The 14750-nt window shown below is 55.1% G+C and carries 11 protein-coding genes; 8 read left to right on the top strand and 3 right to left on the bottom strand.

The window, feature by feature from the left end:
* Positions 1-10 precede the first annotated feature (10 nt).
* From brnQ to malZ, 3 genes are all read left to right on the top strand, one after another.
* Entirely contained in the window at positions 11-1330 is a 1320-nt protein-coding gene (brnQ, locus tag FDW97_RS12235) for a branched-chain amino acid transporter carrier protein BrnQ (protein ID WP_038638153.1), read from the top strand.
* Between the two features lie 79 nt (positions 1331-1409).
* Positions 1410-2783: a proline-specific permease ProY gene (proY, locus tag FDW97_RS12230; protein WP_038638156.1), complete on the top strand. Its 1374-nt coding sequence runs from the start codon at positions 1410-1412 to the stop codon at positions 2781-2783.
* A 139-nt stretch (positions 2784-2922) separates the two neighbouring features.
* Complete coding sequence (malZ, locus tag FDW97_RS12225; protein ID WP_137351093.1) at positions 2923-4737, top strand: maltodextrin glucosidase; 1815 nt, start codon at positions 2923-2925, stop codon at positions 4735-4737.
* Here malZ and FDW97_RS12220 read toward each other — a convergent pair.
* Positions 4731-5633 (bottom strand): LysR family transcriptional regulator, encoded by a 903-nt coding sequence (locus tag FDW97_RS12220; protein WP_085047650.1) that lies wholly within the window; start codon positions 5631-5633, stop codon positions 4731-4733. The two genes, malZ and FDW97_RS12220, sit on opposite strands and share 7 nt — an antisense overlap.
* 273 nt (positions 5634-5906) lie before the next feature.
* Here FDW97_RS12220 and FDW97_RS12215 point away from each other — a divergent pair, with 273 nt between their 5' ends.
* The 5 genes from FDW97_RS12215 to FDW97_RS12195 all read left to right on the top strand — a co-directional run bounded on the left by FDW97_RS12215 (position 5907) and on the right by FDW97_RS12195 (position 13309).
* Positions 5907-6548: a hydrolase gene (locus FDW97_RS12215; RefSeq protein WP_003021513.1), complete on the top strand. Its 642-nt coding sequence runs from the start codon at positions 5907-5909 to the stop codon at positions 6546-6548.
* Between the two features lie 173 nt (positions 6549-6721).
* On the top strand, positions 6722-7267 hold the full coding sequence (locus FDW97_RS12210; protein WP_137351092.1) for an antibiotic biosynthesis monooxygenase: 546 nt from the start codon (positions 6722-6724) through the stop codon (positions 7265-7267).
* 21 nt (positions 7268-7288) lie between these two features.
* Positions 7289-9157, top strand: coding sequence for an amidohydrolase (locus tag FDW97_RS12205; RefSeq protein WP_137351091.1), 1869 nt, complete (start codon positions 7289-7291; stop codon positions 9155-9157).
* Positions 9158-9293: 136 nt separating this feature from the next.
* Complete coding sequence (locus FDW97_RS12200; RefSeq protein WP_137351090.1) at positions 9294-11915, top strand: DUF2339 domain-containing protein; 2622 nt, start codon at positions 9294-9296, stop codon at positions 11913-11915.
* Positions 11912-13309 carry a DUF3999 domain-containing protein gene (locus tag FDW97_RS12195; protein ID WP_137351089.1) on the top strand — a complete coding sequence of 466 codons (1398 nt, stop codon included), beginning with the start codon at positions 11912-11914 and terminating at the stop codon, positions 13307-13309. Before FDW97_RS12200 ends, FDW97_RS12195 begins: the two co-directional genes overlap by 4 nt.
* 48 nt (positions 13310-13357) lie before the next feature.
* On the opposite strand, the gene FDW97_RS12190 is transcribed toward FDW97_RS12195, so the two are convergent.
* Together FDW97_RS12190 and acpH are read right to left on the bottom strand one after the other, a co-directional pair.
* Positions 13358-13960, bottom strand: a complete 603-nt coding sequence (locus FDW97_RS12190) for a peroxiredoxin (protein WP_003021524.1) — start codon at positions 13958-13960, stop codon at positions 13358-13360.
* A gap of 168 nt (positions 13961-14128) precedes the next feature.
* Complete coding sequence (acpH, locus tag FDW97_RS12185; protein ID WP_038638179.1) at positions 14129-14710, bottom strand: ACP phosphodiesterase; 582 nt, start codon at positions 14708-14710, stop codon at positions 14129-14131.
* Positions 14711-14750 lie beyond the last annotated feature (40 nt).

Below are 14750 nucleotides of genomic sequence, written 5' to 3'. Positions count from 1 at the left end.
GTAAGACTTTATGACCCATCAGTTAAAATCGCGCGATATTATCGCTTTGGGATTTATGACATTTGCACTGTTCGTTGGTGCAGGTAACATCATCTTCCCCCCAATGGTTGGTTTGCAGGCAGGCGAACACGTCTGGACTGCGGCTTTTGGCTTTTTGATTACCGCCGTTGGTTTGCCGGTACTTACCGTTGTCGCGCTGGCGAAAGTCGGTGGCGGTGTGGACAGCCTGAGTACGCCTATCGGTAAGGTTGCTGGATTGCTGCTGGCCACCGTCTGCTATCTGGCGGTTGGTCCATTGTTCGCGACGCCGCGTACCGCAACGGTCTCTTTCGAAGTCGGGATTGCGCCGCTGACCGGTGACTCTGCGCTGCCGCTGTTCATCTACAGCGTGGTCTATTTTGCGATTGTTATTTTGGTGTCGCTGTATCCAGGCAAACTGCTGGATACCGTCGGCAACTTCCTTGCTCCGCTGAAAATCCTTGCGCTGGTAGTACTGTCTGTCGCCGCGATTGTCTGGCCGGCAGGCCCGATCAGCAATGCGATGGAAGCCTATCAAACCGCAGCATTTTCGAATGGTTTCGTAAATGGCTATCTGACCATGGATACGCTGGGCGCGATGGTATTTGGTATTGTTATTGTTAACGCCGCCCGCTCGCGTGGCGTTACCGAGTCGCGTCTGCTGACCCGTTACACCGTTTGGGCTGGTTTGATGGCGGGTGTGGGCTTAACGCTGCTGTACCTTGCGTTGTTCCGTCTGGGCTCCGATAGCGCAATTCTGGTCGATCAGTCAGCTAACGGCGCGGCGATTCTGCATGCGTATGTTCAGCACACCTTTGGCGGCGCAGGAAGCTTCCTGCTGGCGGCGCTGATTTTCATCGCCTGTCTGGTGACTGCGGTTGGCCTGACCTGCGCGTGCGCAGAGTTCTTTGCCCAGTACGTTCCACTGTCTTATCGTACGCTGGTATTTATCCTCGGCGGCTTCTCAATGGTGGTCTCTAACCTGGGGCTGAGCCATCTGATTCAGATCTCTATTCCGGTGCTGACGGCTATCTATCCGCCATGTATCGCACTGGTTGTATTAAGTTTTACCCGCTCATGGTGGCATAATTCTTCCCGCGTCATTGCACCTGCGATGTTTATCAGCCTGATTTTTGGTATCCTTGATGGCATTAAAGCTTCTGCAATTGGCGACGTGTTACCGGCCTGGACCCAGCGTTTACCGCTGGCGGAACAAGGGCTGGCGTGGTTGATGCCAACAGTCGTGATGGTGATCCTGGCAATTATCTGGGATCGCGCCGCGGGTCGACAAGTGACCTCCAGCGCGCACTAATCACTGACAATAAGTTTTAACCACGGGGCTATTAATATGGCCCCGTGGTTTTTTTATTGTGTTAACAGGTTAGGAATCGATGGAAAGTAATAACAAGCTAAAGCGTGGGCTGAGCACCCGGCACATTCGCTTTATGGCATTAGGTTCGGCAATTGGCACCGGGCTGTTTTACGGCTCTGCCGACGCGATCAAAATGGCGGGGCCGAGCGTGTTGTTGGCCTATATTATCGGTGGCGCTGCGGCATATATCATCATGCGCGCGCTGGGCGAAATGTCTGTGCATAATCCTGCAGCCAGCTCTTTCTCGCGCTATGCGCAGGAAAACCTCGGGCCGTTGGCGGGTTACATTACCGGCTGGACCTACTGTTTTGAAATCCTGATTGTCGCTATTGCCGACGTTACTGCCTTCGGCATTTACATGGGGGTCTGGTTCCCGGCGGTACCGCACTGGATATGGGTACTCAGCGTGGTGCTGATTATTTGCGCCATCAACCTGATGAGCGTGAAGGTGTTTGGCGAGCTGGAGTTCTGGTTCTCGTTCTTTAAAGTCGCCACTATTATCATCATGATTGTCGCCGGGTTCGGCATCATCATTTGGGGCATTGGCAACGGCGGTCAACCTACCGGTATCCATAACCTGTGGAGTAACGGCGGCTTCTTTAGCAACGGCTGGCTCGGCATGGTGATGTCGCTACAAATGGTGATGTTCGCTTACGGCGGGATAGAGATTATCGGTATTACTGCAGGTGAAGCGAAAGACCCGGAAAAATCTATTCCGCGTGCTATCAATTCCGTACCGATGCGTATCCTGGTATTTTACGTGGGGACGCTGTTCGTCATTATGTCTATTTACCCGTGGAACCAGGTTGGCACCGACGGGAGTCCGTTCGTCCTGACGTTCCAGCATATGGGCATTACCTTTGCCGCCGGGATCCTCAACTTTGTCGTACTGACCGCATCGCTGTCGGCTATCAACTCTGACGTCTTCGGCGTGGGGCGTATGCTGCACGGTATGGCGGAGCAGGGCAGTGCGCCAAAAATGTTCGCCAAGACGTCGCGTCGCGGTGTGCCATGGGTCACGGTGATGGTGATGACTATCGCGCTGCTGTTTGCGGTTTATCTTAACTACATCATGCCGGAAAACGTCTTCCTGGTGATCGCCTCACTGGCGACCTTCGCCACGGTGTGGGTGTGGATTATGATCCTGCTGTCGCAGATTGCCTTCCGCCGCCGTCTGCCGCCGGAAGAGGTCAAGGCGCTGAAATTTAAAGTACCTGGTGGGGTAACAACGACCGTTGTTGGCCTGATTTTCCTCGTCTTTATCATCGCGCTTATCGGCTACCATCCGGATACCCGCATTTCACTGTATGTTGGTTTCGCGTGGATTGCCCTGCTGCTGGTGGGGTGGGTATTTAAACGCCGCCGCGAGCGTCAACTGGCTGAAGCACAGTAATTTTTTGCCGGGTAACGCGTCGCGTCGCCCGGCAATTTTCTCCTCCCCCGAACTCCTCCCCTAATAAACGTTAAGATGATGAGTGATCCTGCTCTTTGCTATGGCAAGGTGGCTTCATTTTCATCAAAGGGGATACGTGATGTTGAACGCCTGGCACCTTCCGGTTGCCCCATTTGTTAAGCAAAACAAAGATCAACTGACAATTACGCTGTGGCTGGCCGGGGAAAATCCACCTCAGCGGGTGACGCTACGCGCAGAAAACGATAACGAAGAGATTTCGCTCTCCATGCACAAGCTGCGCAGCCAGCCGCAGCCGGGCGTAACCGCGTGGCGAGCGGCGATCGATCTTGCCAGCGGCCAACCTCGTCGGCGCTATAGCTTTAAATTATTGTGGCCCGATCGTCAGCTGTGGTTTACACCGCAGGGATTCAGCCGTTTTCCGCCAGCGCGTCTGGAGCAGTTTGCTGTTGATGTGCCGGATAACGGTCCGCAGTGGGTAGCTGACCAGATTTTCTATCAGATTTTCCCGGATCGCTTTGCCCGCAGCCAGTCCCGTGAGCCGGCTCCAAACGTCTATTACCACCACGCAGCCGGGCATGACATCGTGCGTCGCGAGTGGGATGAACCGCTGACCGCTCAGGCCGGAGGATCGACATTTTATGGCGGCGATTTAGACGGCATCAGTGAAAAGCTGCCGTATCTGAAAACGTTAGGGGTTACGGCGCTGTATCTGAACCCGGTATTTACCGCGCCGAGCGTGCATAAATACGATACCGAAGATTACCGTCATGTTGATCCACAGTTTGGCGGCGACAACGCGCTGCTGCGCTTGCGTCACAACACGCAACAGCAGGGCATGCGTCTGATTCTGGACGGTGTCTTTAACCACAGCGGCGATTCACACCCCTGGTTTGATCGGCATAACCGTGGGACGGATGGGGCGTGTTACAACCCGCACTCCCCCTGGCGTGACTGGTATCATTTCTCTGCCGACGGTGTGGCGCTTGACTGGCTGGGCTATGCCAGCCTACCCAAGCTGGATTTTTGTTCGCAAAGCCTGGTCAATGAGATTTATCGTGGGGAAGACAGTATCGTTCGTCACTGGCTGAAAGCGCCGTGGAGTATGGACGGCTGGCGTCTTGATGTCGTGCATATGCTGGGAGAGGGCGGCGGGGCGCGCAACAACCTGCACCATGTGGCGGGGATTACGCAGGCGGCAAAAGAAACCCAGCCTGAAGCGTATGTTGTGGGTGAACATTTTGGTGATGCGCGCCAGTGGTTGCAGGCGGATGCAGAAGATGCCGCCATGAACTATCGCGGTTTTACTTTCCCCATCTGGGGATTTCTGGCCAATACGGATATCTCGTACGACCCGCAATCTATTGATGCCCAAACCTGTATGGCGTGGATGGATAACTACCGCGCGGGTCTGTCGCATCAGCAGCAACTGCGGATGTTCAATCAGCTCGACAGCCACGATACCGCCCGTTTTAAATCCTTGCTTGGCAAAGACGTGGCGCGTTTACCGTTGGCGGTGGTATGGTTGTTTACCTGGCCTGGCGTGCCTTGTATTTATTACGGTGACGAGGTGGGGCTGGACGGTAATAACGACCCGTTCTGTCGTAAGCCGTTCCCGTGGCAACCTGAAAAACAGGACACTCATTTGCTTGAGCTGTATCAGCGGCTGGCAAAATTACGCCATCAAAGCCAGGCGTTACGCCATGGCGGTTGTCAGGTGATTTACGCCGAAGATAACGTGGTCGTGTTTGTGCGGGTGCTCAACCGCCAGCGCGTGCTGGTGGCGATTAACCGTGGTCAGGCCTGTGAAGTAGTCCTGCCAGCCTCGCCACTACTGCGTGTCGCTCAATGGCAGCACAAAGAGGGTAACGGCCTGCTCGCTGACGATATCCTGACGCTGCCGGCGATCTCCGCCACGGTGTGGATGGGTCATTGATACAAGCGCGCAATCTCCGGGCTCGCCAGCAGCGTTTCTCGCCACCAGCGCTGCGCCAGCCCGTCGCGGCTGTTACGCCATGCCATATAGGCCACATCTTTTTGGCGAAATGAGATGACCGTTTTTTCCACCAGTTCGCCTGTGGCAAGCCATGGGCTGGCAATGTGGCGGGGAAGAAATCCGCAGCCCATGCCGGCTCGCAGTAACATCACCTTACTGTGGAAGTCATCGACGCGAATCTGCGCCTGCTCGTCCATCAGATTGGTTTGCAGCGGATGGCAAAAGCGGGCGCTGTCGCTGATAACAATGGCCCGATGCAGGCACAGCTGTTCGTTTGTCAGGCCATCCGGCGCGGCGGCCAGCGGATGTTCGGGGGCCACGACAAATACATTATCCAGCGTGCCGAGCATTTTGTAGGACCAGGCGGCTGACGTTGGCGGTTCATTAATCGCCCCCAGAATGATGTCTGCGCCATTATGGGTCAGTTCCTCCCAGGAGCCTGCCAGCGTATGGTGGGTAAAACTCAGCCGGGTTTGCTTATTCAGCGCGTGAAATTCATCAATAATGGGCAGCAGCGTGGCGAAAGGGAAAGAGTCATCCAGCGCGATTGCCAGCTCTTTTTCCCAGCCTGAACTCAGCTGTACCGCCTGCTTTTCGAGATCTTTGGCCGCACTCAGCAGCAAACGTCCCTTTTCCAGCATCATCAGCCCGGTGTCGGTAAATTTCGCCCGGTGCCCGGAGCGGTCAAGCAGCTCAATATTCAAATCGCTTTCCAGCTTCTGAATCATATAGCTGAGTGCCGCAGGGGTTTTAAACAGCGATTCGGCTGCTGCGGCAAATGAACCCTGTTTGTCGAGTGCGTCGAGGATTAGCAAAACATCCAGATTGATGCGCATAAGCAGAAAATATCCTGAAAAATAAACTCCTCTGTTGTACCGAATGAAGAAAAACAATGCCAGTGAATAAATTAGATGAGTCATGCGCATTTTTTTGATGTTGTTTAGGATATATCGCAACACAGAATTAATAGTTTCACAGGATGGTTAGTTTTCTTTAATAACTCGTTAGAAATTTCCCGCTATACTCAACAAGCTTTCTGATTCAGGATCCTGCTGCTGACGGCAGATACAGACCGTTGCCTTTTAACTTATTGATTAAGAAGGTGTGTTATGTCTATTCGGGAACTGATTGACCCTCAAAACTCTACGCTGATTTTTATTGATCATCAGCCGCAAATGTCATTTGGTGTAGCAAATATTGATCGCCAGACTTTGAAAAATAATACTGTGGCATTAGCGAAAGCCGGCAAGATATTTAATGTTCCAGTGATTTATACCTCTGTGGAAACAAAAAGTTTTAGCGGCTATATCTGGCCGGAATTGTTAGCGGTTCACCCCGATGTGAAGCCTATTGAACGCACGTCTATGAACTCTTGGGAAGATGCGGCGTTTGTGAAAGCCGTGGAAGCGACCGGGCGCAAAAAATTGATTATCTCCGCGCTGTGGACCGAAGTCTGCCTGACCTTCCCGGCGCTGATGGCGCTGGAAGCGGGTTATGAAGTGTATGTGGTGACCGACACGTCCGGCGGCACGTCTGTGGATGCCCACGAGCGTTCTATTGACCGGATGGTGCAGGCGGGCGCAGTCCCCGTAACCTGGCAACAGGTTCTTCTTGAGTACCAGCGTGACTGGTCCCGCAAAGAAACCTACGACGCCGTAATGGATTTGGTGCGCGAACATAGCGGCGCCTACGGTATGGGCGTGGATTACGCCTATACCATGGTGCATGGCGCGCCGGAACGTAAAGCCTAAATACACTTCATCCTTCATGCTGCATCTTTGTTGGCTTCGCTTGCGTACCCCGGTCACTTACTGATGTAAGCTCCCGGGGATCCACAACCTTGCCGCCTCGATGCACCATGAATGATTTTGTGTATTGCTTTCCTGGCCTAAGCGGTCTGATTCCTCTCAACAAGGAACCCTTCATGGCGCAGAACAAACATGTGACGTTGGTGATTACCCATACCCTGCAGCCTGAGCAGGCGCAGCGGTATGAGCAGTGGCTGGGGAAAATCATGCCGGTGGCGGCCGAGTTTCCCGGTCATCTCGGGGCGAATGTGATTCGCCCTGCGGAGGGCGAGAATCTGTGGAACATTATTATCCGCTTCGACACGCTGGAGCATCTGTACAACTGGACCCAGTCCGATACGCGCCGTGTGCTGGTGGAAGAGATAGCTCCGCTGCTGGCAGAAGGTGACAAAACCGAAATTCGTACCGAAGCGGCGTTCTGGTTTACGCCGCCCGCGCCCCATGTACGCCAGCCCAGGCGCTGGAAACAGTTCCTGATAACTCTGCTGGTGATTTTTCCCAGCACTAACCTGGTGCCGTGGTTGACCGGCATTGTGCTGCCTGCAATGAAGGGCTCGTTACTCCTGCATCTTATCAATGATGCGTGTGTGGTTGCGCTGGTGGTCTGGTTCTGGATGCCCATCGTAACCCGTCTGTTTGCCGGATGGCTGAAAAAAGCCTGACCGGTTTCTCAGGAGATTGTTATGTCGCAAACTGCCACACTGATTCTGACTCACGGAAAAATTCATACTCTTGACAGACAAAGCCCACAGGTCGAGGCGGTCGCGATCGCCAACGGGAAGATCCTGGCGACCGGTAACCACGACCGGATCATGAGCTTTGCCGCCGAAGGAACGCAGATTGTCGATCTGCAAGGACATACGGTGATCCCCGGCTTAAATGATTCACACCTACACCTGATTCGCGGTGGTCTGAATTACAACCTGGAACTGCGTTGGGAAGGCGTACCGTCGCTGGCGGATGCACTACGCATGCTCAAAGAGCAGGCTGACAGAACGCCGTCGCCGCAATGGGTGCGCGTGGTAGGCGGCTGGAGCGAATTCCAGTTTGCCGAACGGCGCATGCCGACTCTGGAAGAACTGAATGAAGTCGCGCCAGATACCCCGGTATTTGTTCTGCATCTGTACGACAGAGCGTTGCTGAATCGCGCGGCGCTGAAAGCCGTGGGCTACACCAAAGCGACGCCGGATCCGGCAGGCGGTGAGATTGTGCGTGATAGCAACGGCAACCCGACCGGAATGCTGATCGCCAAACCCAACGCCATGATCCTTTATTCGACGCTGGCAAAAGGGCCAAAGCTGCCGCTGGAAATGCAGGTCAATTCGACCCGCCAGTTTATGCGCGAGCTGAACCGTCTGGGACTGACCAGCGCCATTGATGCGGGCGGAGGCTTTCAGAACTACCCGGAAGATTACGAGATCATTGAGCAGTTGCACGCCAACAAGCAGATGACGGTGCGTATCGCCTACAACTTGTTTACTCAGCGTCCTAAGCAGGAGCTGGAGGACTTTGAACGCTGGACCGATATGCTCAAGCCCGGACAGGGCACCGATTTCTACCGTGCTAATGGCGCAGGGGAAATGTTGGTCTTCTCGGCAGCTGATTTTGAAGATTTCCTGCAACCACGTCCGGATCTACCGGAAGGTATGGAAGAAGAACTGGAACGCGTGGTTCGTCACCTGGTGGAGCATCGCTGGCCGTTCCGTCTGCATGCCACCTATGATGAATCCATCAGCCGCATGCTGGATGTGTTCGAGAAGGTGAATCGCGATATCCCGTTCAATGGCCTGCACTGGTTCTTCGATCACGCCGAAACGATTACCGAACGCAATATCGAGCGCGTCAAAGCGTTGGGCGGCGGGATAGCGGTTCAGCACCGAATGGCGTTCCAGGGGGAGTATTTTGTCGATCGCTATGGCAAAGACGCGGTCAAGCATACGCCGCCGGTGGCGAAAATGCTGGCGGCTGATGTTCCGGTAGGGCTGGGGACTGACGCCACCCGCGTGGCCAGCTATAACCCGTGGACCGCGCTGTACTGGCTGGTTTCGGGCCGTACCGTTGGTGGTATGGCGATGTATGATGATAACAATCGCCTGCCGCGCGATGTGGCGCTGGAACTGTGGACGGCCGGTAGCGCCTGGTTCTCCAGCGAACAGGGTAAGAAAGGGCGTATCGAGAAAGATCAACTGGCCGACCTGGTGGTGCTGTCTAAAGACTATTTCAGCGTGCCGGAAGAAGAGATCAAAGGCATCGAGTCGGTGATGACTATTGTCGATGGTAAAGTCGTGTACGCAGCCGGGCATTTCACTCCGCTGGCACCGCCAGCCATTCCGGTTGTGCCGGACTGGTCGCCGGTGGTGAAGGTGCCGGGGCACTATCGCTCAGCGCCGCCTGCTGCGGCGAAAATTGGCGCAATGGTACAGATGCACCAGTGCTGCGGTAGCTGCGGCGTACACGGTCATCAGCATGACATCGCGCGTAAGTCGGGGATTCCGGTGTCAGATGACAGGGCTTTCTGGGGCGCGCTGGGTTGTTCCTGTTTTGCGTTTTAATCTCTCATCACAGCCCCTGGCCAAACGCAGGGGCTGATTGGCTTTTCTGAAAAGCGGGTCATAGTGTTAACAGATATGGCACAGCTGCAACAATTTGTGTCATTCTGGTCTGTCTTTACACAGTGAAGGTGGAAACATGGATGAGCTGCTAACCCTTGGCTGCATTGTTTTATTCTTCGCGTTGGTCGTGGTTCCTGGTCTCGCGATCGTGGCATACAGACGCAGTGCGGCGGTACGTTCTGAGCTGGCGGCCTTGCGCCGTCGGGTAGAGGAACTTGAGCTGCGCGGTGTAGCGTCAGAGTCTGTGGCACAGGCTGCCGCCGATGCGCCAACGCCTGCGATGAGCAGCGTGGCGCCGGAACCTGATGCTGAGCCGACGCCTGAACCCGTTAACCCGTGGTCTTCACAGCAAAAGCCGGATAAAGCGGCGGTCTCCACGCCCAACGCCCAGCGGCCTTCTGCTTTTGGCGGGGTGATATCATCGCTGGTGCGCTGGTTTATGCAGGGCAACCCGTTGGCAAAGCTCGGTATATTGCTCCTGTTCCTGGGACTTTCTTTCCTGCTGCGTTACACCGTCGAACATTCTCTGTTTCCGCTTGAGCTGCGCCTGGTGGCGGCCGCGCTGTTTGCTATTGTCCTGTTGGCGCTGGGCTGGCGGTTGCGGCATAAGCAACCGGTCTATGCGCTGATCTTACAGGGCGGGGCCACGGGAGCACTCTATCTCACCGTCTTTGGCGCGTTCCGGCTGTGGCAAATGCTGCCAATGACGCTGGCATTTGCGCTGCTGGTGGCGATTTGCGCGGCGAGCGTGGGTCTGGCTATTTTGCAAAAGGCACTCAGCCTGGCGATGCTGGCAAGCCTTGGCGGCTATCTCGCGCCGCTGCTGCTTTCCTCCGGCGGCGGCAGTCATGTCGCGCTCTTCTCTTTCTATCTTCTGCTCTCGGTCGGCATTCTCGCCATTAGCATCTGGCAGCACTGGCGGGAGCTGAATCTGCTCGGCCTGCTGTTTACCTTTGGCGTTGGCGGTTTGTGGGGGCTGGAGGACTATCGACCTGAGTATTACCTGAGCTGCCAACTGTTCCTGATCGCCAACACCATTATTTTTGGCGTGCTGAGCGTGGCGCTGTCGCTTCGTGCGCAGGAAAAAGGCAAGCAGATTATTGATGGCGTGCTGCTGTTTGCCCCTCCGCTGGTAGGTTTTGGCATGCAGTACGCCATTACGCGGCATATGGCATATGGTCCGGCGCTGAGCGCGCTAGGCTACGGTGGTTTCTATCTGGTGTTGGCGACGCTGGCGTTGCGGCGTTCGTCTTCGCTGGGGAGACCGCTGGTATTGGCTGCCCTGGCGCTTGGCGGCGCATTTACTACCCTGGCTATCCCGTTGGCGCTTTCAGCCCGTTGGACGGCGATGGCCTGGTCGCTGGAGGGACTTGGGATCCTCTGGCTGGGTATCCAACAGCAGCAGCGACGCATGAGTTATAGCGGTACGGCGCTGCTCGTGCTGGCCGTGGGCAGCGCGCTATGGGCGCTGGCGAACGGCACAACTGCGCTCTCAGTGATGCTGATATTTGCCGTGCTTAGCCTCAGTTGGCTGGCTGCCGCATGGCTATGGCGCAGCATTCGGATGCAGGGCAGTTGGGGGCTACTCGCTGGCGGTTTGCTTTTCTGGATTACTGCCCTCGTTGCGGTATCGCAGCTCGTCCTGAAGCAGGAGCGGTGGGTGCTGTCTGGCGTGTTGGCATTAATGGCGGTATCGGTCTGGGGCTGGCGTACGATTGCTGGTCGCCTGGCATGGCGGGAGCTGGATGCCAGTAAATGGCTGTTATGGCCGACGATGCTGGTGATGCTGATGTATCAGATCTCTTGGCAGCAGATTTTTGCTGCGGGCTGGCCGAATCTGGCCTGGTGCGCGGCGCTAATTGTTGCAGTGGTGCTGCTCTGGCGTGATGCTCAGATATTACCGCCAACGCTTTCCCGGCTGGCGCATTTGTCATTCTTCTGGATGATTGTACTGGCGCTGGCGGTTGAGCTGTTCTGGTTCGCCCAGGCGCTACCCTGGGGGAAGGCCGCGTGGGGAAGCGGCCTGATGATGGCGGCTGGTGGGTTGCTGATTTTCCTGGTTTATCAAGCTGTTCAGCGCAAGCTCTGGCCATTTCGTATCTGGCCAGCCTTATATTCTGTGCAGGCGATGGTTCCCGTTGCGCTGGTGCTGGTCGGTCTGCTCGTGTTGACGAATTTACAGGATGGCGTGGTTTATCGTCAGACGTATCTGCCGTTGCTCAACCCGCTGGAAGAGGGCGCAGCTTTTGCCCTGCTAGGGTTGATCGTGTTTTATCGCGCGTCTGAACGCTATTTCCCGGTGCAGCTTTCGGTGTGCCGCCCATGGCCGGTTGTGGCGCTGATGGCGCTCGGCTTTTGGTGGCTTAATGGTTTGTTGCTGCGCGCGTTGTCCTGGTATGGTGAAGTTGCGTGGAATGTACACGCCCTGTGGGATTCGCGATTGATTCAAACCTGTTTTGCTCTGTTCTGGATGCTAACGGCATTGGTGGTGATGCTGCAGGCAACCCGGCGTCGCTCGCGGCAGGAATGGCTGTGTGGAGCCGTTTTGCTGGGGATAGTCATTATTAAACTGATGCTGGTGGACAGCGCGGGAGGCGGCGGCCTGGCGCGCGCGGTCGCGTTTATTGGCGTCGCTATTCTGGTGCTGATTATCGGGTATTTTTCACCCTTACCGCCCAAAGCTGGAGAAGAAAAATGAAATGGATTAAAGCGGTTCTCTGGAGTGCTCTGTTAGGAGCAACCGGCGCGGCGTGGGGCAGTAATACGGTTACGGATGCGCCAGCAGACTACGCGAAGGGCGTGAAGCTCTTAACGCCGGGTTCAGAGCAATGGTATAGCCTGCCTCTGCCTTTAGCGGTGTACCATGAGGCAGTCTGGCCGGATTTACGTGATATCCGGGTGTTCAACCGTCAGGGCGAGGTAGTGCCTTTCACTCTGCTGGCTGAAAAAACGCAGGCAACGTCCCCGAGAACGATTCCTCTGCGCCTTTTTCCGTTTGATTCTACGGTGCAACAGGTGACGCCAAAGCAAGATGATGAAAGACCCGCGGTCCTGCTTCGTGCTAAAAATGGCATCGAAATTCGCTTCGAAAGTGAAAACCTGCAATCCATCGGGCAGAGTTATTTAATCGCCTTGCCAGACGATGTCAAAGAGACGCCATCGCTGTCCCAGTTGCGTTTGAACTGGGATGCGCCAGCGAAAAACTGGCAGGGAACGGCATCGCTTTATTACAGCCGAGATTTACGTGACTGGAGGTTGATTACAGGAAATGCGCCGCTGATGGATCTGACGCATAGCGACGACCGGTTGAAAATGGACACCTTAGGCGTCGATGATTTGCGCATGTCCGCTGGTGGTGTCCCCTGGCTGTTGCTGATTCTTGATTCGCAAAGCCCTGCGTTAAATCTGACCGGCGTGAGTGCGATAACCCGTGAGGAGCCTCCGCTTACCCGGCCTGTTTCGATGGATGCTGAAGCGGAGAGAATTGCCGAAAACCAGGCGATTTGGCGCTGGTCCAGGCCGCAACCGTTGACCTCATTAAAGATTTCACTGGATTACGAAGGCGTATTGCCGGTTGAACTTGAATGGCGCAAGGGAGAAAAAGACGCCTGGCAGCCTTTAACCCGAACGGTTCTCTACAATCTGGAAAATCAGCATTCGGATGATATTCCACTCTCCGGTGAGTTAGTCGAGGCGGTCCGGATGACGACGCTTCAGACGCGTTTACCCGCCACCTTACCCGTACTGAGAGGGGAGCGCGACAGCTATAAAGTGATTTTTAACGCGCAAGGCCAAAGCCCGTTTATCCTGGCATGGGGAAACAAAGCGGCGGAACCCGCGAGCATCAGTCTGGCGATGCTGGTCCCGGAGGCGTTACGTAAGCACAACGATCCCGATAAAATGCCGCAGGCATTGGAGGATGAACGGGTTACTCTGGGCGGTGAGGGGCGGCTGACGGCAACGTCAGTCGCTGAGCAACAAAGCCAGTGGAAAACGCTGTTGGTGTGGGGGGCGTTAATCCTTGGCGTCGCCGTACTGGCGCTGATGGCGTGGCGAATCTGGCGTGAAGTGAAAAAGGGTAATCCGACATAAACCCATAAAAAAGGCCCGCATTGCGGGCCTTTTGTCGATTCATGCCAATTACAGGCTGGAAACGTTCTCGGTCAGGTATTTTGCCACGCCGTCCGGAGACGCGTTCATACCTTCTTTACCTTTTTCCCACTGCGCCGGGCAAACGTCGCCGTGCTCTTCGTGGAACTGCAGCGCGTCAACCATGCGCAGCATTTCGTCGATGTTACGACCCAGCGGCAGATCGTTAACCACCTGGTGACGAACAACGCCGTTAGCGTCGATCAGGAAAGAACCACGCAGAGCAACGCCCGCTTCCGGGTGCTCGATGCCGTAGGCTTTCTGGATTTCGCGTTTGATGTCAGCAACCATTGCGTATTTCACCGCACCGATGCCGCCTTTGTCGACAGGGGTGTTACGCCATGCGTTGTGGACAAATTCAGAGTCGAAAGAAACGCCAACAACTTCAACGCCACGCTTCTGGAATTCTTCGTAACGTTTGTCGAATGCGATCAGTTCAGACGGGCAAACGAAAGTGAAGTCCATCGGCCAGAAGAACAGAACGGTGGTTTTACCGTTGGTATGCTGTTTGAAGTTGAAGTTTTCAACGATCTCACCGCTACCCAGTACCGCAGCTGCTGTGAAATCCGGAGCCTGACGAGTTACCAGTACCATATAATTCTCCTGCAATGTTAAGGGGTTTTTGGAACGCAACGCGGGCCAGTATAGAGAGTGTTCGTGAATAAGACAAAGAGGCGCTGGCAATCAATGAGACAGGTTTTGTCTATCAATCTTTTACCGGATGGTGGCTAAGGCTTATCCGGCGCGTTATGCGGGCTGCAATCAAAGGGTTTTACGCTGCGCCTGTTCCATCATCTGCGGATAAAACTGCCAGAAACGTTCTTCTAACGCATCATAATGCGTATCCAGGTCATACCATGAGGCGCGCAGGGCATCGAGACGCGGACGGCGGCTGGCCATGCCGTTCAGGACGTTCTGGATAAAATCCATGTCACGATAGCGCTCAAGCCATTTTTCTGACCATATATAGTTGTTTAAGTTAATAAAGCGCGGCGGCGATTCCGGCAAAATTGTGGTCACCTGGGTGCGGGCATAGCGCACGAAGTCCACCAGCGGGAAGTCTGGGGAGATTTCCGCCCAGTGGCGCGACAGAAAGTGATCCCACATCACGTCCAGCGTAATTGGCGCGACGCGGCGCGTTTCGCTACGAAACCACTCTTTGGCTTCACGCACCTGCGGCAGGTTATCGGTCATCACGTCGATACGACGGTGCATGAAGATGCCTTCCACCACCTCAGGCGAAAAATGCGTTTCCGGATTACCCCGGACAAAATCGGCCAGCAGATTGCCGGAAAGCGAGCTGTCGGCAAGATGAGCGAGATGCAAATGTGCAAGAAAATTCATAGTTAAACGTTTATCCAGAGGGGTAAAGGTTGCAGGGAGA

This window comes from Citrobacter sp. wls708 (genome assembly GCF_005281255.1).
In the GTDB taxonomy this organism is placed as follows: Bacteria; Pseudomonadota; Gammaproteobacteria; order Enterobacterales; family Enterobacteriaceae; genus Citrobacter; species Citrobacter werkmanii.
Note: the sequence above shows the minus strand (reverse complement) of the source record. Positions and strands in the feature narration are given on the sequence as shown.